Origin of the sequence: Halomonas sp. H2 (assembly GCF_050215315.1) — a bacterium.
Classification (GTDB): Bacteria; Pseudomonadota; Gammaproteobacteria; order Pseudomonadales; family Halomonadaceae; genus Vreelandella.
In genome coordinates this window covers 3,398,326-3,417,674 of the sequence record NZ_CP189760.1, presented here as the reverse complement: position 1 = coordinate 3,417,674, position 19,349 = coordinate 3,398,326, and the positions used below count along the sequence as shown (strand labels likewise).

The window sequence follows — 19,349 nt, the reverse complement described above, 5'->3', positions numbered from 1 at the left end:
TAAAAAGCCCCGCATCGGCGGGGCTAGTTAGCATAGCATCCAATAAACGTTAGCGGGCGAAGAGTCGTTCCATCAAGCGTTCATCAGCCACTCGTGATCGGGGTCGTTGTGGAATTTCCATGCCCGCTTGGGCCCCGCCATCACATTTAAGTAGTAGAGCGAGTAGCCATGGGAGGCGCCTACTGGATGGTAGCCCTTGGGCACCAACACACAGCAGCCGTTTTCCACCGCCATGGTTTCATCAAGGCTGCGGTCATCGGTGTAAACGCGCTGGAAGGCGAACCCTTGTTCAGGGTTAATGCGGTGGTAGTAGGTCTCTTCCAGATGTGATTCGTGGGGTAAGTTATCCACATCGTGTTTGTGGGGCGGGTAGCTCGACCAGTTACCCGCAGGTGTGAATACTTCGACTACTAATAGGCTATCGGCGGGCTCGGTTTCCGGCAGAATATCGTGAACATGGCGGGTGTTGGTGCCTTGGCCACGGGTGCTTTTTTTGATTTTGTCGGGAGCGATTAGCCTAGGGGCGTGATTGCCATGCCCTGGGGCGGCGCACACCGCTAGCTCTAAGTCCGTGGTTGCTTCCACCGAGTAGCTAACATGGTCAGGTAGGTAAACCGCATAGGGCGGGATCTGCTCAAAAATATCCATACGCTGGCCAATATCTTCAAAGCGGTGCTCGCCGCAAGTTACCGTGGCGCGACCGGTGAGCAGCACCAGGCATACTTCCTGGTCATCGCTGCTGGCCTCCAGGCGCTGGCCCTTGGCGAGTTTATGCACCCGAAAGCCGACATGCTGCCAGCCAGCCGATGTTGGGGTAACGTCGATCACGGTGCCTTGGGTGTCTGGGGCGGTGGGGCGTACCAGTAGGGAAGCCATATGTCGTTCCTTCTGATGACTAGCTGCCCTGTTAGCCGCTAGCCGTTTACGATATGAAGGGTCTCCACAGACCCGCTTGCGTCTAATTAGACCGAGGCGTCAAGCAGAACTTTGCGACCTTCACGCAATGAAAGCTCCGCTGCATCGGCTAAGCGCAACGCCTCTAGGCCATCTTGGGCACCGGCGAGTGGCGCACGTTTCTCTTTCCATGCGGCGACAAAGTCGCCAATTTCAAGTTGGTAGGCTTGGGCGTAGCGCTCTAAGAAGAACCACTTGGGTTTGTCTTCCACTTGGCCTGCTTCACCGGTGAAGCGCAGCCGGGTATCACTCTCGTTCTGGGCTTGCAGCATGCCTTGGCTGCCAAAGGCTTCGATACGCTGATCGTAGCCGTAGTTGGCGCGTCGTGAGTTGCTGATTTGGCACAGCTTGCCACTGGCCGTTGTGAGGGTGACCATCGCCGTATCTACATCACCTGCTTCGCCAATCGCTGGGTCGATGATGCTACTGCCGACGGCAAAGACGCTTTCAATTGGTTCATCTAGCAGCCAGCGTGCCATGTCGAAATCATGAATCATCATGTCGCGGAACAGGCCGCCCGACTCAGCCACATACTCGGCAGGTGGGGGAGAGGGGTCGCGGCTGATGATGGTCAATGTTTCCAGCGCGCCTATACGCCCTTCGGTAATGGCCTTTTTTAGTGCCGCAAACTGTGGGTCGTGGCGACGGTTAAAGCCTAACGCGCAGGTCACCGGGTGTTCGCTAAGTACTTGCAGGGCATCGCGCGTGCGCGCTAAATCCAGGGCGATAGGTTTTTCGCACAGAACCGCCTTGCCTGTACGGGCGGCACGCTCTAGATACTCCGCATGAGTAGGCGTGCTTGAGGCGATCAGTACGGCATCAATCTCATCATCTGCGAAGATTTCATCCACGGAGGCCGCTCGGCTAGCGTACTGCTCGGCCAGGGCTTCTGCGGCAGGCTGATGAAAATCAGCCACGGCAACCAGCGTAACGTTTGGGTGTGAATAGATGGCCTGGGCATGCACTTTGCCGATCCGCCCAGCGCCGATAAGCGCGAGTTTCATAAGCTCTCCTGTTTTGTTTTTACTGTTGGCTTGCTTTGGGTGTTTAGGCCTTACGTTGTTTGTCCTGGCCTTTTTCTTTGTCGCGTGTTTTGTCTTGCCGCACCCCCAGGGCAATTGCCAAGGTCTGGGTCAAGCAGAGCGACGCGGTCAAACTACGGAAACTTTTTACTTCGGCTTCGTTGACCACGAAGACGACATCCGCGAAGCGAGCCAGCGGGCTAAGGTTCGAATCGGTAATCACCACAATGGGTAGACCGCGCTGATGGGCGTCTTCGCAGGCTTTTTGGCTCTCTTCGGCATAGGGGGAGAAGCTGATGGTCAGTAGAGCGTCGTGTTGGCTCATAGCGCGCAGCTGCTCGCCGTACATCCCTCCCAAACCATTGACCAGCAGCGCAGGTTTATCCACATGCGCTAAGGCATAGGTCATGTAGCTGGCTACCATGAAGCTTCGCCGGGCACCCATCACATGAATGGCGTGCGCCTTCTCAAAAATATCCAACGCCTTCTCTAGGCTCTCTGGATTAATGCGGCTGGGTAGCTGCTCAAGCACGGCACGGTTGGCGTCGGCGAACTCCCATAACAGCTGGGTGCTATCCGGTGTTTCTCCAGTGGCGCTGCGTACCGCGCGAATTCGCTCGGTGTAGTTAGGCAGCTCATCGACCAGGCGGCTGCGAAACAGCTGCTGCATTTCGGAAAAGCCCTTAAAGCCCAAGCTATTAGCCAGGCGAATTAAGGTGGATGGAGTGACATCCGCCTGCTCGGCAATTTTGGCCACGGTCGACAGAGCAACCTCTTGGGGGTGATCAAGCATAAAGCGCGCGGTTTGCTGCAAGCGTTTGCTTAGCGTGGCGTACTCGGCGGTAATCAACGTTTCCAGCTCGCGGTAGCTTTGTGGCGGCTGCTCCATGGCAATTCCTTTGATTAAAGCCTCTGCCACTGGTTGTAGTGGCTCTTAGATATGCAGTCTAGCTGTTTGAAATAAATATTCCACTTATACCAAAATATAGAATAAATAATTTGATTGTTTGCCACTTTGGAATCTATATTTCATAGCGTCACTGCATGCGATACCGCATCACCAACTAATAATGATAATACGAAGAGGAATTAATCTATGACACGTCTACCGTATTGGCTTATAGCCACGGCCACCACCACAGCGCTAATGGCAGGTGTCGCACAAGCACAGGAATCGGAACAAGAAGAGAGCCGTTTTGTAATGGTGACCCACGGTGTTCCCTCTGATCCTTTCTGGTCAGTGGTGAAAAACGGCGCAGAAGCAGCCGCTGATCTCGTAGGTGCTGAGCTGGAATACCGTGCTCCATCGACCTTTGATATGGCCAAGATGCAGCAACTCGTACAGGCGGCGGTAGCGTCTCAACCGGATGGTTTGATCCTCTCTTTTACCGACGAAAATGCCCTGGGCGGCGTTGTCCAAAATGCTGTCGATAACGGCATACCCGTCATCACCATTAACTCCGGTGGCGACGTGGCAAGGGATTATGGTGCCCGGCTGCACATCGGGCAGAGTGAGTATGAAGCAGGGAAGCAGGCTGCTGAGCGCATGCAAGAAATGGGCGTTGAGAAAGGCGTCTGCGTTAACCATGAACAAGGCAACCAGGGACTCGACCAGCGCTGTGATGGCTTTGTCGAGGGCTTCGATGGCAATGCTGAGCAGCTAGCGACCACCTACGACCCCACCAACATTCGCAATGCCATTATCGCTTACCTTAATGAGAACAGTGATGTGCGCGGTGTGCTGACCTTGGGTGCATTGGCCGCTGATCCGATGATTCGGGCCATGCGTGAGCAGGGGGCAACCGATATGTTCACCCTCGGTACCTTTGATCTTTCACCCGGCATTTTGGAAGCCTTGGATGCGGGCGAGCTGGACTTCGCGATCGACCAACAGCAGTACATGCAGGGCTACTTGCCCGTCATGTTCCTAGATCAGTTCGTCAAGAACGGACTGCTACCCGCAGGGGATGTTGCCACCGGCCCAGGGTTTGTCACTCAAGAAAACGCTGCACAGGTCATTGAGTTGAGTAGCCAGGGCATCCGTTGATAACTATCTAATCGGAAAAGGCTCGGCGGTGTCGAGCCTTGGGAGTCGGTCACTATGAATTCCACTGAAACGAAACAATCGGTTGCGCCAGCAACCGCTCCTCAAGATGAGCGTATCCAGAGAGTCTCTTTCTGGAAGAAAGCGCTTAATCGCCCAGAATTGGGAGCCCTGGCCGGTGCTGTGTTGGTGCTTGCTTTTTTTATCGCTGCTTCCAGCGGCACCGGGATGTTTACCCCAGCGGGTATTATTAATTTTCTTGAAGTTGCCGCTCAGCTCGGCATCATCGCCACTGCGGCTGCGTTGCTGATGATCGGCGGAGAGTTTGATCTTTCGATAGGTTCGATGATTGGTTTGGCAGGCATTCTGATTGCCATCCCTGCGGTGGAGTATGGCTGGCCGCTGTGGGCCGCAATTTTATTGGCGTTCGCCTGTGCAGGTCTGGTGGGCTGGATTAACGGTAATCTAGTCAATAAAACGGGGTTGCCGTCATTTATCGTTACCCTGGGCTTCCTGTTCATTCTGCGTGGCCTAGCCATCGGTACTAGTCGGTTGTTGACGGGACGTACTCAGGTGGGGGGAGTGCAAGATCATATCCCCGGAGATTGGTTCGCGGCGCTTTTCTCTGGAGAGGTCGCTACGGGACTATTTAGCTGGATGGCGGCAAATGGCTGGATGGCAACCAACTTTGCGGGCAACCCCACGGTCACCGGTATTCCCGTCTCGATTGTCTGGTGGTTAGGCTTAACCGCTGTAGCGACTTGGGTGCTGCTGTGCACACCTTATGGCAACTGGATCTTCGCCAGCGGTGGTGATGCTAACGCGGCGCGCAATTCGGGTGTCCCCGTCCATCGCGTCAAGATTTCACTGTTCATGTTCACTGCTTTCTCCGCGACTATCTTTGCCTGCATACAGGTGATGGATACCGGTTCTGCGGACACCATTCGTGGCCTGTTAAAAGAATTGGAAGCCATTATTGCTGTGGTGATCGGTGGCGCTTTGCTGACCGGTGGTTATGGATCCGCTATAGGTGCAGCGCTAGGTGCGCTGATCTTCGGCATGGTGCAAATGGGTATTTTTTACACCGGTGTTAATACGGACTGGTTCCAGGTCTTCCTGGGCGTGATGTTGCTGGTGGCGGTGCTATTCAACAATTACATGCGCAAAAAGGCGATGGAGGCTAAATAACATGACTACACGCACTCCAATGATTGAAATGCGCAGTGTCAGCAAACACTTCGGAAGTGTCATCGCCATCAGTGATATCTCAATGCAGGTCTATTCCGGTGAGGTTATGTGCCTGCTGGGGGATAATGGTGCTGGCAAGTCGACGCTAATCAAAACCCTTTCTGGTGTTCACCAACCTACCCATGGCGAGATGCTACTGGATGGTGAACCCGCCCGTTTCAAGTCCCCTGCTTATGCACTGGATGCTGGTATCGCCACCGTGTTCCAGGATCTTGCCATGGTGCCGTTGATGTCGATTACCCGTAACTTTTTTATGGGGCGCGAACCGACGGTGGGATGGGGGCCTTTAAAGCGGATTGATTGGAAGTATGCCGACCGGGTTGCCAAAGAAGAAATGGCTAAAATCGGTATTGATGTGCGCGACCCAAGCCAGCCGGTGGGTACGCTTTCCGGTGGGGAGCGCCAGTGTGTGGCGATTGCCCGTGCCGTCTATTTTGGTGCCAAGGTGCTGATTCTTGATGAGCCCACCTCAGCGCTTGGGGTCAAGCAGGCCTCCGTCGTACTGCGCTACATCGCCAAAGCTCGTGCCGATGGGCTTGCGGTTATCTTTATTACCCACAATGTCCACCATGCTTACCCAGTGGCGGATGCGTTCACCCTATTGTCACGCGGCGGTAGTTTGGGCTCCTTTCGCAAAGAAGAAGTCAGCCGCGAAGAAGTGCTCAACATGATGGCGGGTGGCGCTGAGCTTGAAAGCCTGGATGCGGAGCTTGCGGAATTTCAGCGGGACGATAAAGCCAAGAAGGCCAACTTAGCCGGTCAAGACACTCAGCCCGGCGATGAAACAAGCAGCACTGAACTCTCTTCACCGCGAACGGCGAACGGCTATTAAGGAGCCATAATGAATAAACCAACCCCATCATCTCCGTTCACGCTGGCCGTCTGCGCCGAAATGGTGTTTCGCCACTTGCCCGTGTTGGAGCGTGTTAAGCGTATTTCTGAACTGGGTTTTCAGGTCGAAATCTGGGACTGGACTAAGCACGACATCGAGGCACTGGCCAATAGCGGGGCGACGTTTTCATCCATGACCGGCTATGTCACCGGCACCCTGGCGGATGCCGCCGGTGCTGATGAACTGCTACGTACCGCCGCGGAGTCGGTTGAAGTGGCCAAACGCCTTGGCATTCCGCGCCTTAACCTGCACGGCACCGGGCTAGATGGTAATGGGTTGCCCGTTCAGCCTTGCCAACAGATGACCGGCGCTATGTGGCTCAAAGCCCGCGACACACTCAATCGGTTGGCGGATCTCGGTGAGCAGCACGGCGTCACCTTTGTGCTTGAAAACCTTAATACCGACGTTGACCACCCCGGTGTGCCGTTTGCGCGCCTGGAAGATGTCCTGTCGCTAGTGGAGAGTGTCGATAGGCCTAGCTTACGCATCATGTTGGACGTTTATCACGCCCAGATTGGCGAAGGTAATCTGATCGAATTACTTCGCCGCTGTGGGCCCTACATTGGTGAAGTGCAGGTGGCTGATGTGCCGGGGCGCTGCGAACCGGGAACCGGCGAGATTAACTACCCGGCCATTGCTCAAGCGCTGAACGACATAGGCTATCGCGGCACGGTGGGGTTAGAAGGTTGGGCCTCTGGCGACGACGAACTAGCACTCAAGCGGTTTCGGGACGCCTTCTCATTTTAGGTAAGCCTCATCGATAGCCACCCAAGACGCTTTTATGCCCAGTGCCCTCTTTTGCCCGATACCACGAATTTGTGACGTGGGGAGACATTTATGCTGAATAACAATAGTCAACACCGGCCGCTTGACCTGATTTGCCTGGGACGTGTGGCGGTCGACCTGTACGCCGAGCAGATTGGCAGCCGTTTAGAAGACGTGGCGAGCTTTGCCAAGTACCTAGGTGGCAGCTCGGGCAATATGGCTTACGGCACCGCTCGTTTAGGATTGAAGTCTGCCATGCTCTCGCGGGTCGGCGATGAACAAATGGGCAATTTTGTTCGCGAGGAATTAGCACGAGTGGGGGTGGATACCTCCGCGCTACAAACCGACCCCGAGCGCCACACCGGCTTGGTACTGCTGGCGTTAAAAGATCGCGAAAGCTTCCCGCTGCTATTTTACCGCCGCGACTGTGCCGATATGGCCATCGACGCCGACGCCATCGACCCTGAATTTATCGCCCGGGCCAAGGCGCTGGCGATTACCGGCACCCATCTTTCTACCGATACCACTCGCCGGGCGTGCCGCAAAGCGCTGGACGCCGCCGCCCATCATGGCGTGAAGCGGGTGCTGGATATCGACTACCGCCCAGTGCTGTGGGGGCTGACTAACCCTGGTGATGGTGAAACCCGCTTTATTTCGGATGCAACCGTGACCACCGATCTGCAGCGCTGGCTGGCGGATTTTGACCTGATTGTGGGCACCGAAGAGGAGTTTCATATTGCCGGTGGCAGCACGGACACCTTAGCCGCTTTGCGCGCGGTACGTGAGGTTAGCGAAGCCACTCTGGTATGCAAGCTGGGGCCCATGGGCTGTGTCGTGTTTGAAGGCGCTATTCCTGACCGCATTGAAGACGGCATTCTGGTCAAGGGCGTTCAGGTCGAGGTGCTCAATGTACTGGGCGCTGGCGATGCCTTTATGAGTGGCTTGCTACGCGGCTGGCTGCGCAATGAACCCTGGCAAACCAGCGCCGGTTACGCCAATGCCTGTGGCGCGTTGGTGGTCTCCCGCCACGGCTGTGCCCCCGCCATGCCCACCGAAGACGAGTTATTTGATTACTTGGCGCGCCGGGGTGAGGTACCCCGTCCGGATATTGATCAACGCCTTAATCATCTGCACCGCGTCACTACCCGGGTGCCTAGTCAGTGGCCCGAAGTGTTGGGGTTGGCATTTGACCACCGTCGCCAGCTCACCGATATGGCCCGCGAAGAGCATGCCGACAGCGTGCGGTTGCCAGCACTCAAAAAACTCTTGGTCACCGCCGCTGAAGAGGGCGCCAAGCTGGGCGGCATCTCCACTCCCGCTATCCTGGTTGATGACGTGCTGGGTCAGGACGCACTCAATCATGCCAGTGGAAAAGGCTGGTGGATTGGTCGACCGGTAGAGCTGCCAGGCTCACGCCCGCTGCGTTTCCAGCATGGCGATGATTTAGGTGCCTGCCTACGAAACTGGCCTAGAGAGCAGATCATTAAATGCTTGGTGTTCTACCATCCTGACGATGAACTCTCACTGCGCCTAGAGCAGGAGGAGCGTCTGCGCCAGCTCTATCAGGCGGCCTGTACTTATGGGCTGGAGTTGCTGATTGAGATAATCCCTCCCGCTGATATGCAAAGCGATAACACGACGCTACCGCGCAGCCTTCAGCGACTCTACAACCTAGGCATTCGCCCAGACTGGTGGAAGCTACCCTCAATGACGGATGTTGCCTGGCAGGCGGTGGGCGAGACGATTGAGCGCGAGGATGCATACTGCCGCGGGGTTGTACTGCTCGGGCTCGACGCCCCTATGGACGACATGAAACGCGGCTTTGAAGCAGCAGCCAATCATGCCTGCTGTAAGGGTTTCACCGTTGGCCGCACGCTATTTGCTAGTGCGAGTCGTGATTGGCTGGCCGGGCGTATCGACGACGCTAGCTTGGTAGCGCGAGTCGCCCAAAACTATGCCGAGCTGATAAAGGCTTGGCGGCAACTAAGGCAGGCGCAGCCGCAAACGCTGGCCCACACGGAGGAGGCGTAAGATGAGCACCATTCGACTCACCATGGCCCAGGCGCTGGTCAAGTATCTCTCCGCTCAGCGTATTGAGATAAATGGCCAAGAAGTGGCTCTGTTTGAAGGCGTGTTTGCGATTTTTGGTCATGGCAACGTGGCGGGGTTAGGCGAAGCGCTTTACCACGTGCAAGACGAATTGCCGACCTTTCGTGCCCATAACGAACAGTCCATGGCCAACGCGGCGATCGCCTTTGCCAAGGCCAATGGCCGCCAGCGCCTAATGGCGGCGACCAGCTCCATCGGCCCGGGGGCGACCAATATGGTGACCGCCGCGGCGCTCGCTCATGCCAACCGTTTGCCGATCCTGCTGCTGCCGGGGGACACCTTTGCCACCCGCGAACCGGATCCGGTGCTCCAACAAGTGGAGCATTTCGGTGACCCTACGATTAGCGTCAACGACTGTTTCCGCCCGGTGTCGCGCTACTTCGACCGGATTAATCGCCCAGAGCAACTGCTGACCAGCTTGCCACAAGCGATGGCTACGCTTCTGGATCCTGAACACTGCGGCCCTGTAACCCTGGCGCTGCCTCAGGATGTACAGACCTTTGCCTATGACTACCCAGAGGCTTTTTTTGCCCCCAACGTGCATCGCATTCGTCGCTCGCCACCGGATGCATACCAGCTAAGCCAAGCCATTACCGCGTTGCAGCAGGCTAAACGCCCGCTGATCATTGCCGGTGGCGGCGTGCATTACGCCGCTGCCTGCGATGCCCTGGCCGAGTTTGCCAAAACACGCGGTATTCCGGTGGCTGAAACTCAGGCCGGAAAAGGCGCACTGGCCGATAGCCACCCCTGTGCCGTAGGTGCCATTGGGGTGACCGGTAGTGCAGCTGCTAACCAATTGGCGGAGCAGGCGGATGTCATTCTGGCGGTGGGCACGCGTTTGCAGGACTTTACCACTGGCTCTCGGGCGCTGTTTGAAAGCAGCGATAAAACACTTATCGCCCTTAACGTTGGCCGTTTCGATAGCTTGAAGCATCAAGCGTTACCGCTTAGCTGCGATGCTTTGATCGGGCTGGGGCAACTCGACGCAGCGCTGGGCGAGTGGCGCGGTAGCGATGAATGGCGCGAACAAACCGGCACTCGCAAACGCGAATGGGCCGAAATAGTGCGCCGTGTAACCGCAGATCAAGGGCTAGCGCTGCCCACCGATGCTCAGGTGATCGGTGCAGTTAATCGCCAAGCTGGCAGCGATACTACCGTGGTCTGCGCTGCCGGTGGTTTGCCCGGCGAGCTGCACAAACTCTGGCAATGTTCGGGCCCTGGCAGCTACCACGTTGAGTACGGTTTCTCCTGCATGGGCTATGAAATTGCCGGCGGGCTGGGCGTCAAGATGGCTAAACCTGACAACGAGGTAGTGGTGCTGGTCGGTGATGGCAGCTACCTGATGCACAACTCGGAGCTGGCGACCTCGGTGATGCTGGGCCACAAGCTGACTGTGGTGGTGTTGGATAACCGCGGTTATGGCTGTATCAACCGCTTGCAGCACGCCACTGGTGGCGCGGGGTTCAACAACCTGCTGCAAGATTGCCGCACTGTCGAGGCCGGCGCTCCCAAAACCGATTTTGCCGCCCACGCCAAAGCGCTGGGCTGTGAGTCTGAATCGGTAAGCGGCATTGCGGAGCTGGAGCAGGCGTTGGTGCGCGCTCGCAGCGCCAACTCGACCTATGTGATTGCTCTGGATACTGACCCACTGCCCAGCACCCAAGAAGGCGGTGCCTGGTGGGAAGTGGCCGTGCCCGAGGTTTCCAAGCGCGAAGCGGTCAATAAAGCCTATCAAGGTTACCGCGAGGCTAAGCAGCGCCAGGCCCGCTAATCGAATGCAGAACATCAGAGAGTCGGCGATAGGGTAAAGCGCCTTAACGCCAAAAATACTCAGACAAAAATGACAAGGAATACGCTATGCCGACGGTTACTTTAGGCATCAATCCGCTCACCTGGACCAACGATGACTTGCCCAGCCTGGGTGGCGCAACACCGCTGGAAACCTGTTTGAAAGAGGGTCGCGAGGCAGGTTTTAGTGGTTTTGAATTAGGTAACAAGTTTCCCCGCACGCCCGACGCCTTGAATCAGGTGCTTAGCGCCCACGACTTGGCACTTGTGTCGGGCTGGTACTCCGCGCAGCTGTTGGAGCGCACGCCTGAAGAAGAGATTGACGCTATTCAGGATCACATGAACCTGCTCAAGCAGTGCGGCGCGAGGGTGATGGTGTTGTGTGAAGTTACCCACTGTGTACACGGTGATCAGGAGCGCCCGCTCTCCCAGCGACCGCATCTTTCCGAGCAAGAGTGGCAGCGCCTGCTGAATGGCCTGGAGGTGGTGGGCGACTACCTCAAATCCCAGGGCATTCAGCTGGTGTATCACCACCACTTAGGCACGGTGATCGAGAGCCAGGCCGACGTTGAACACTTAATGGACAACACCGGCGAAGGCGTCGGCCTGCTGCTTGATTTTGGTCATCTTCGAGGTGCAGGCGGCGATCCACTCGCCATCGCCAAACGCTACAGCCAGCGCATTCACCATGTGCACTGCAAAGACCTGCGCTTTCCGGTGCTGGACGCAGTGCGCAATCGCGACAAAAGCTTTTTAAACGGTGTGCTAGACGGCCTGTTTACGGTGCCGGGGGATGGCAATGTGGATTTTCTGCCCGCCTTAACCCACCTGTGCGAACAGGGCTACCAGGGTTGGTTAGTGGTTGAAGCCGAACAAGACCCCGAAGTCGCCCATCCGCTGACTTACGCCCGCCTGGGTTATCGCAACTTGCGCCAACTTGCCGAGCAGGCAGGTTTCGACATTGCCAGCTAAACAGTGCCAGTCGCCGCCTTTTAATCAGGAGCTTTTATGAAGATGTTATCCCATTATCTCAATGGTGAGTTCTCCACCGGTCAGAGCCAGCGCTCTTCGCCGGTTTATAATCCGGCCACCGGTGAACAAAGCGCCCGGGTAGCGCTAGCCACCGCCGATGAAACTCGTGAAGCAGTGCGCATCGCCGACGAAGCCTTTGCCGCCTGGTCAAAAGTCTCGCCGCTAAAGCGCGCGCGTATCCTGTTTAAGTTTAAAGCGCTGGTTGAGGAGCACACCGATGAGCTGGCGCGGCTGATTTCCAGCGAACACGGCAAGGTGTTTTCAGACGCCAAAGGCGAAGTGACTCGCGGCCTGGAAGTGGTCGAGTTTGCCTGCGGCATTCCCCACCTGCAGAAGGGCGAGCACTCCATGAACGTCGGTACCGGCGTTGATAGCTATTCGATGATGCAGCCGCTGGGCGTGTGCGCCGGTATCTCGCCGTTCAACTTCCCCGCCATGGTGCCCATGTGGATGTTCCCCATTGCACTGGCCTGCGGCAACACCTTCGTCATGAAGCCTTCGGAAAAAGATCCCTCTACGCCGCTGCGCTTAGCCGAGCTGCTTAAAGAGGCGGGTCTGCCGGATGGTGTCTTTAATGTCGTCAATGGCGATAAAGAAGCGGTAGATGTGCTGCTCACCGATGAGCGTGTTCAGGCGGTAAGTTTTGTGGGTTCCACACCCATCGCTGAGTACATCTACGCCACCGCATCAGCACATGGCAAGCGTGTTCAGGCGCTGGGCGGGGCTAAAAACCATATGGTGATTATGCCCGATGCGGATCTCGACCAGGCCGTGGGTGCCCTGATGGGCGCGGCTTATGGCTCAGCAGGCGAGCGCTGTATGGCGATTTCTGTTGCTGTACCCGTGGGCGAAGAAACCGCCAACCGCCTGCGTGAAAAGCTGGTGACTGAACTGGATAAATTGACGGTCGGGCCTGGCCTGGTTGATGGCCCTGATAACGATATGGGGCCGCTCATCACCCGTGAGCATCGCGACAAGGTAGCGGACTATATTCAGGTTGGTGTGGATGAAGGCGCAGAGCTCGTGGTCGACGGTCGCCAGACAACGGTTGATATCGCAGGCGATGGCTACTTTATTGGCGGCACTCTGTTCGATCATGTGACGCCAAAAATGCGTATTCACTCCGAGGAGATCTTTGGCCCGGTGCTGGCGATTGCTCGCGTGGCCAGCTTCGACGAAGCGGTCAGCATGATCAACGCTCATGAATACGGCAACGGCACGGCAATCTTTACCCGCGATGGCGATGCCGCGCGCCAATACTGCGAGCAGATCCAGGTCGGTATGGTGGGGGTTAACGTACCGATTCCGGTACCCATGGCGTTCCACAGCTTTGGCGGTTGGAAACGTTCACTGTTTGGCCCGCTGCATATGCACGGCCCCGACGGTGTGCGTTTCTACACCCGTATGAAAACCATCACCCAACGCTGGCCCAGCGGCATTCGTGAAGAGACCAACCACTTCACCATGCCGACCATGTAAGCAGTCTACGGGGCACGACATCATTCAACGCCGGGCCCAGCCCGGCGTTATTGTTTTAGAACAGGGGTAACCACAATGAAAACCCTCAAGATTGGCCTGATCGGCACTGGCTTTATGGGCAAAGCTCACGCCATTGCCTTTAATGCGGCGTCCAGCGTTTTTGAACTGCCCGCCAAGCCCGTTTGCGAACTGCTGGCGGACGTTAACCTTGCCACTGCAGAGAGCCGAGCGCGGGCCTGGGGATTTGCCCGCGCCACCGACGATTGGCGCGCTTTGGTAGAAGATAGTGAGGTGGACGTGGTGGATATCTGCGCGCCCAACTTCCTGCATAAAGAGATGGCGCTGGCCGCCATTGCCGCTGGCAAGCATGTTTACGCTGAAAAACCGCTGGCGCTGAGCACGGCAGACGCCGACGAGATGGTTAACGCGGCTGAAAAGGCGGGCGTTAAAACTCTGGTGGGCTTTAACTACATTCGCAATTCTGCCACCCAGTTGGCTCGTCAGATTGTTGCCAGCGGTGAAATTGGTGAGCTGATTCACTTTCGTGGACGGCACAATGAGGATTACCTGCTCGACCCGCACAAGCCCCACGACTGGCATACCAAACGCGCGACCGCAGGCGCCGGTGCGTTAGGTGATGTGGGCTCGCATATTCTCAATATGGCCGAATTTTTAACCGGGCAGCGGATTAGCGAGGTTTGCGGCCAGCTACAGACTGTCATCCCCAATCGGCCCAATGCCGACGGGAGTGGTATGGCTGCGGTGGAAAACGACGATCAGGCCCAGGCCATGCTGCGGTTTGATAAAGGGTTAATCGGCAATATCGAAACGTCTCGGGTGGCGGCTGGTCGCAAAATGGGCTTGGCCTACACGCTAACGGGCACCAAAGGTGCCATTGTGTTTGACCAGGAGCGCATGAGCGAGCTGCAGCTGTATCGCCACGGCGATGCCCACGGCAGGCGCGGGTTCACTACTCTGTTGGCAGGCCCGGAACATCCCGACTATGCGGCCTTTAGCCCCGCACCGGGCCATGGTTTGGGCTATAACGATCAGAAGATTATCGAGGTGCGTGATCTGGTCGAAGGTATCATTAACGATCTTCCCCTCTATCCAGACTTCCGCGAAGCCGCGCGGGTGAATCGTATGATAGATGCCATCGAAACATCAGATCAGACGGGGCAGTGGGTGCAAGTCTAATATCAGCAGCCCTGTGCCTGATGATGCTGATGGATAAAGGCGTACTTCACTTCAGGCTTTTCGCAAAGTACACCGCGGCGGCCCCTCCAGTTGCAACGCTACAAACAACAATCAGGACAAGGCCGCTAAGGATTGCGAGAAGGGAAACCTTTATGTCAGGAAAACGGCGCCAGCATCGCGCCAATATCTTTGTCCTCATAGGGCGGATAGACATCGACGGTCTTGTCGGCGGGCGAGATCAAAAGCGACTTAGCGTTGCTGAGTGCATCGACCCCCGCCTTGCCGTAATATTTCCCCATTCCCGAACTGCCGACCCCGCCGAAGGGCAGTGAGCCGACCCAGCAATGCAGATTGGTCAGGTTTACGCAGCCGCCGCCGAAGGACACTGACTGAAGAAAGTGCTCGATCGTCGCCTCGTCGCGGCTGAAGATATAGGCGGCCAGCGGCTTGTCTCTTGTCTTCAGCTTTTCGATCAGCGTGCTCATGTCGCCGTAGCGCAGGATCGGCAGCACCGGGCCGAACACCTCCTGCTGCATCGCTGGATCCAACCAGTCGGAAGGATAGAGCAGGGTGGGCTCGACGTAGCGGGCAGGCACATCGAAGCGCCCCCCGAGTACGGTCTTGTCCGGCAGGATGTAGGAAGCAACGCGTTGCGCATCTTTCTCGCTGATCATGCGCGCGAAGTCAGGGCTTTGCGACGGATCGGTCCCGTACATACGCGTGACCGCAGCTTTCAGTTTCTCGACAAAAATGTCTGCGACACTATCATGTACGCAGACGAAACCGGGCGCGATGCACCATTGACCCGAGATCGCGTTATGCCCCCAGGCGATGGCGTCGGCGGCGCGATCAAGGTTTGCGGTCTCGTCGACGATGGTCGGGTTCTGCCCACCCAGTTCCAGAATCACAGGCGTCAGGTGCTCGGCAGCCGCACGCATGACGATTTTGCCCACCGCCGAACTGCCGGTGAAGAAGATGAAGTCGAAGGGCAATTCCAGCAGCGCTGAGATCTCCTCGCGTCCGCCAGTGACCACGGAAACGTCCTCGGGCTCGAAATATTGCGGCACCAGTTCCGCGAAGAGCGCAGCCGTTGCTGGCGTGGTGTTGGCCGGCTTCAGGATCAATGGGTTGCCCGCTGCCAGCGCCGCGATGGCAGGATCGAGCAACAGGAGGATCGGCGCATTGAATGGCCCGATCACCAGCGTCACGCCATAGGGTTCGCGTCGGATCACACCGCGCTGCCCGAGCTTTGCCAGCCCTTCGGGGATTTCGACCTCTTCCGGTGTCATCAGCCGGTCCAGATTGTCGCGATAATAGGCGATATTTCCCATCGGCACGGTGATCTCGAACTGCTGTTCGAACGGCGGCTTGCCGAAATCTTGATGAAGTGCCGCACACCAGCGTTCGCGATGCTCGAGCAGCATGCGCTCCATTCTCGCGAGTTGATCTAGCCGCCAGCCGCGCGATTTCGTGCGGTCGCTGAGAAAAGCTGTTTTCTGGCGGTGGAATATCGTCTCAAACGGATTGCTCATATGCCCGGCTCCCCATTAGCGTGCAGGTGTTAGCGGTCGTTCACTCGACTTCATCCAGTGCTTCGAGCACCAGTTCAGCTGTCAGGCCGCTGCTGTACTGTTGTTGCCCGGTGATCAGGCGGCCATCCCGGATCGCAAAGGGCTCGTTGGCGTCCCGGCATAGGAACTCTGTTCCGAGCATGTCCTTCGCCGTCGCCTCGATCGTGTAGTCGTTCAGGGTCATGCCGAAGGCCGTATTGACCGCCTCTTCCTCGGCATCGGTGAAACCGGTCCACTTCTTTCCCTCGGCCAGCAGCTTTCCGTTCGACAGTCTTGTCCAGAGCAGTAGGGAGGAACCGTGACAAATGAGCGAGACGATCTTGCCCTTCTCGTAGAACGCTGCGATCAGCGCATGCAGCGCGGTATCGTCTCGAAAGGTCAGCAATGGCCCGCCGCCACCGGCAACCCAGACCGCATCGTAATCATCTACCGACACCGAACTTATCGGCGGCGTATCCTTTAACATCTCGCCAAACTGCGCATGATGGGCAAAGCCGAGGCTGATCAGATCGTCCGAATAGGCGCCATTCGGGGTGCGCGGGTCGCTGTGAGTATCGAACATCACTTCGCCCCCATTTGGCGAGACGAGATCGACTTGATGTCCCGCTTCGGTAAACATCAGAAAGGCCCGTGTCATCTCCTCAGCGAAAAAGCCGACCGGAAATCCTTTGAGCTCGGCGGTATTCGAAACAATGGAAAGAATACGCCGCGGTTTCCGACGCACACCCTGGCTGGTCTTGAGAACAATATTTGAAGCCGCCATTTGAAATCCCTTCGCTGCGTTTACGTCTCTTGGAATCCAGAAAGGTGGCGGAGCCGATGCCCCGCCGCCTCCGTCGAGTTTACTTGGTGGTGTAACCGCCATTCACGAGGATCGTCTGGCCGGCCATCCACCAGCCGTCGGAGACCATGAAGGTGATCCAGGGCGCGATATCTGCGATGTCGGTCAGACCGGTCTTCGAGAAGGGAGAGCGCGCCGCCGCTGTTTTGTGATAGGCGACAGCATCCTCGCCTTCGTCCGGATAGAAGAACGGCGTGTCCATCGGGCCAGGTCCGATGGCGGTCACCGAGATGCCGGGTTCCTTCGATGCTGTTTCTCGGCATGTGATTTCCTCTCCGCTTTGAGCACGCCATTCGCATTGGCATCTTGTGTAGAAGATGACTCACTCATCAGAGTCGCCCTATTGCCTGATTTCCAGCGGTATCCGGAGCCGTGCCGCACATAGCAGAAATATATGGGCACCTCCCCCAAGTCAAGCGGTGCTTAGTGATTGCTCCTTGCAAATGTTGCAGTGCCCGCTAGGAACACGTGGTCATAGGATAATTAAAGTAGCTAACCCCAGGAACGACATAAAGCCGACCACATCAGTAACGGTGGTTAAAATGACGGCACCTGATAATGCGGGATCTATTTGTAATCTTTTCAGCACTAAGGGAATCAGCACGCCTGATAAATTAGCAAGGCTCATATTCACAAAGATGGCCAACGTAATCACCAGCGTAATCAGCGGATCGCCGAACCACAGATAGGAAATACCACCAACGACGAGTGCCCACACCAAGCCGTTACTCATCCCCACCCACAGTTCTTTGTTATAGAGCCACTGTTTGTTATTACCGGCGAGCTGACCGAGTGCTAAGCCGCGTATCACCACCGTGAGGGTTTGGCTGCCCGCAATTCCGCCCATGCTCGCGACCACCGGCATCAGGATGGCTAGCGCTACAATTTGATCCAGCACCTCTTCAAACTGCCCAATTACGAAGGCCGCTAAAAAGGCAGTGAGCAGGTTAATACCCAACCAAATGCCGCGGCTCTTTGCACTGCGGAGTATCGGGGTGAAGACTTCTTCTTCGTCGCTGACGCCCGACATGTGTTTTAACGTCATGTCAGCATCATCTTGGGTGATTTCTAATACATCAGCAGCGTTCAACTGGCCCACTAACAGCCCGTCGCTATCGCAAACAGGGACAAAAGGCAGCTCTTTAGAGCGGAGCAGTGCGGCAGCCTCGCTCACCTTCATCTGATCATTAAGCGTGAAGGGGGCAGCCATGTACTCATCAACGACGCTTTCCTGCGGCTGTTTGACTAGATCAATGAGCGTCAGCGTGCCCAGCAGGCGCTTATCCTTGTCGGTAATCATGATCTGTTGCGATTCATCATCCAACAGCTGATGAATACGGATATAGCGTTGTACGGCTTCCAGCGATACGCCCTGTTTTACATTGACCGTTTCTGGGTCCATGTAACGGCCGACCACGTCATCTTCATAAGAATGAAGGTTCTCAACTTGGGCGCGGATCTCTTGATCTAAGCTGGCATAGACGGTCGTTTTAATCTCTTCGTCGGCGACGTCGAGAACTTCAGCCACTTCCTGGGCATCTAGGCCTTTAACGATTTGTTCTACATCGCTGGCAGAAAGGTCTTCAATATAGTCGGCACGAATATCTTCATCGACTTCGGCGAGCACTTCACCGAGCAGTGCTTCAGGAATGTGCTCCCACAATCGGTCGCGAGTTTTAGTTGGGAAAGACTCCAGCGTGCGCGCAATCGATAAAATATCGAGTTCAGTAAACAGCTCGCTTAGGGCGGCGGTATCTTCCTCATCTAACCGCTTTTGAAGATAGAGCAGTTGCTCCTCTGAATTTGTGTATTTTTCCTCATCGCGCATAGAGTCCGTCCTTATTGGAAGCTTAGTGTTAAAGAAGTGCAAACTCCTGGCGGCTCGCTTTATGAATGTTATAGACAGGTAGGGTTGAAAGCCATGACGGTACTGTGATGCAAGCACACGATATACCAGCCCATATCGAGCCCAAGCAGCGCTACAGCTGGAAGTGGCGATCACTTCACTAAACGATGAACTATCCAGTCACACTTAACTATGAGAAGAAGGCTCTGGCCGGGTAGCCAGCCAAAGTGCAATCAGCATTAGTAGAGCTACCACTGCCCCGCTTAACCAGCCAGGCCCGAGTGACCAAAAGGTGATTATTGCACTCAACGCTATCGTGCAAACGGCAAAAATCTTAGCGCGCTTGGGTATGGCGCGCTCTTGTTCCCAGTTAACCAGTAGGGGACCGACATAGTGGCGGGAGCGGATCCAAACCTCGAAGCGCGGCGAACCTCTGGAGGCGCAGTAAACCGCCATTAGCATAAACACGGTGGTAGGCAGCAGGGGTAGAAAAATGCCTAGTACTCCGATGCTAAAACTCAACCCTGCCAAGCCCACCCAAAGAATACGTATCAGTGTCAT

The 19,349-nt window shown here is 56.3% G+C and carries 17 protein-coding genes; 9 read left to right on the top strand and 8 right to left on the bottom strand.

What is annotated here, in order from left to right:
- Window positions 1–72: 72 nt before the first annotated feature.
- The 3 genes from iolB to ACQE2I_RS15880 all read right to left on the bottom strand — a co-directional run bounded on the left by iolB (window position 73) and on the right by ACQE2I_RS15880 (window position 2,865).
- On the bottom strand, window positions 73–876 hold the full coding sequence (iolB, locus tag ACQE2I_RS15890; protein ID WP_427029023.1) for a 5-deoxy-glucuronate isomerase: 804 nt from the start codon (window positions 874–876) through the stop codon (window positions 73–75).
- An 86-nt stretch (window positions 877–962) separates the two neighbouring features.
- Window positions 963–1,958 (bottom strand): inositol 2-dehydrogenase, encoded by a 996-nt coding sequence (gene iolG, locus ACQE2I_RS15885; RefSeq protein ID WP_427029022.1) that lies wholly within the window; start codon window positions 1,956–1,958, stop codon window positions 963–965.
- A gap of 43 nt (window positions 1,959–2,001) precedes the next feature.
- Window positions 2,002–2,865 carry a MurR/RpiR family transcriptional regulator gene (locus ACQE2I_RS15880; RefSeq protein WP_427029021.1) on the bottom strand — a complete coding sequence of 288 codons (864 nt, stop codon included), beginning with the start codon at window positions 2,863–2,865 and terminating at the stop codon, window positions 2,002–2,004.
- A 207-nt stretch (window positions 2,866–3,072) separates the two neighbouring features.
- Between ACQE2I_RS15880 and ACQE2I_RS15875 the strand changes: the two genes are divergently transcribed.
- The 9 genes from ACQE2I_RS15875 (at window position 3,073) to ACQE2I_RS15835 (ending at window position 14,530) form a co-directional block, all read left to right on the top strand.
- Entirely contained in the window at window positions 3,073–4,023 is a 951-nt protein-coding gene (locus ACQE2I_RS15875; RefSeq protein WP_427029020.1) for a sugar ABC transporter substrate-binding protein, read from the top strand.
- Window positions 4,024–4,077: 54 nt separating this feature from the next.
- A complete protein-coding gene (locus ACQE2I_RS15870) occupies window positions 4,078–5,208 on the top strand; it encodes an ABC transporter permease (RefSeq protein WP_009285992.1) in 1,131 nt (376 codons plus the stop codon).
- 1 nt (window position 5,209) lies between these two features.
- Window positions 5,210–6,100, top strand: a complete 891-nt coding sequence (locus ACQE2I_RS15865) for an ATP-binding cassette domain-containing protein (RefSeq protein WP_427029019.1) — start codon at window positions 5,210–5,212, stop codon at window positions 6,098–6,100.
- A gap of 9 nt (window positions 6,101–6,109) precedes the next feature.
- The gene (locus ACQE2I_RS15860; protein WP_427029018.1) at window positions 6,110–6,907 is read left to right on the top strand and encodes a TIM barrel protein; all 798 of its coding nucleotides are present in this window, start codon (window positions 6,110–6,112) and stop codon (window positions 6,905–6,907) included.
- A gap of 90 nt (window positions 6,908–6,997) precedes the next feature.
- On the top strand, window positions 6,998–8,956 hold the full coding sequence (locus ACQE2I_RS15855; RefSeq protein WP_038478787.1) for a bifunctional 5-dehydro-2-deoxygluconokinase/5-dehydro-2-deoxyphosphogluconate aldolase: 1,959 nt from the start codon (window positions 6,998–7,000) through the stop codon (window positions 8,954–8,956).
- A gap of 1 nt (window position 8,957) precedes the next feature.
- Window positions 8,958–10,805: a 3D-(3,5/4)-trihydroxycyclohexane-1,2-dione acylhydrolase (decyclizing) gene (iolD, locus tag ACQE2I_RS15850; protein ID WP_427029017.1), complete on the top strand. Its 1,848-nt coding sequence runs from the start codon at window positions 8,958–8,960 to the stop codon at window positions 10,803–10,805.
- A gap of 86 nt (window positions 10,806–10,891) precedes the next feature.
- A complete protein-coding gene (gene iolE, locus ACQE2I_RS15845) occupies window positions 10,892–11,794 on the top strand; it encodes a myo-inosose-2 dehydratase (protein ID WP_427029016.1) in 903 nt (300 codons plus the stop codon).
- A gap of 36 nt (window positions 11,795–11,830) precedes the next feature.
- Window positions 11,831–13,333 carry a CoA-acylating methylmalonate-semialdehyde dehydrogenase gene (locus tag ACQE2I_RS15840; RefSeq protein WP_427029015.1) on the top strand — a complete coding sequence of 501 codons (1,503 nt, stop codon included), beginning with the start codon at window positions 11,831–11,833 and terminating at the stop codon, window positions 13,331–13,333.
- A gap of 75 nt (window positions 13,334–13,408) precedes the next feature.
- Window positions 13,409–14,530 carry a Gfo/Idh/MocA family protein gene (locus ACQE2I_RS15835; RefSeq protein ID WP_427029014.1) on the top strand — a complete coding sequence of 374 codons (1,122 nt, stop codon included), beginning with the start codon at window positions 13,409–13,411 and terminating at the stop codon, window positions 14,528–14,530.
- A 155-nt stretch (window positions 14,531–14,685) separates the two neighbouring features.
- Here the strand turns inward: ACQE2I_RS15835 and ACQE2I_RS15830 are convergent, their stop codons facing one another.
- The 5 genes from ACQE2I_RS15830 to ACQE2I_RS15810 all read right to left on the bottom strand — a co-directional run bounded on the left by ACQE2I_RS15830 (window position 14,686) and on the right by ACQE2I_RS15810 (window position 19,349).
- Complete coding sequence (locus ACQE2I_RS15830; protein WP_427029013.1) at window positions 14,686–16,062, bottom strand: aldehyde dehydrogenase family protein; 1,377 nt, start codon at window positions 16,060–16,062, stop codon at window positions 14,686–14,688.
- Window positions 16,063–16,102: 40 nt separating this feature from the next.
- On the bottom strand, window positions 16,103–16,864 hold the full coding sequence (locus tag ACQE2I_RS15825; protein ID WP_427029012.1) for a type 1 glutamine amidotransferase domain-containing protein: 762 nt from the start codon (window positions 16,862–16,864) through the stop codon (window positions 16,103–16,105).
- Between the two features lie 79 nt (window positions 16,865–16,943).
- Complete coding sequence (locus ACQE2I_RS15820; protein WP_427029011.1) at window positions 16,944–17,168, bottom strand: SDR family oxidoreductase; 225 nt, start codon at window positions 17,166–17,168, stop codon at window positions 16,944–16,946.
- 246 nt (window positions 17,169–17,414) lie between these two features.
- On the bottom strand, window positions 17,415–18,770 hold the full coding sequence (gene mgtE, locus ACQE2I_RS15815; protein WP_427029010.1) for a magnesium transporter: 1,356 nt from the start codon (window positions 18,768–18,770) through the stop codon (window positions 17,415–17,417).
- 204 nt (window positions 18,771–18,974) lie between these two features.
- The gene (locus ACQE2I_RS15810) at window positions 18,975–19,349 is read right to left on the bottom strand and encodes a YbaN family protein (RefSeq protein WP_427029009.1); all 375 of its coding nucleotides are present in this window, start codon (window positions 19,347–19,349) and stop codon (window positions 18,975–18,977) included.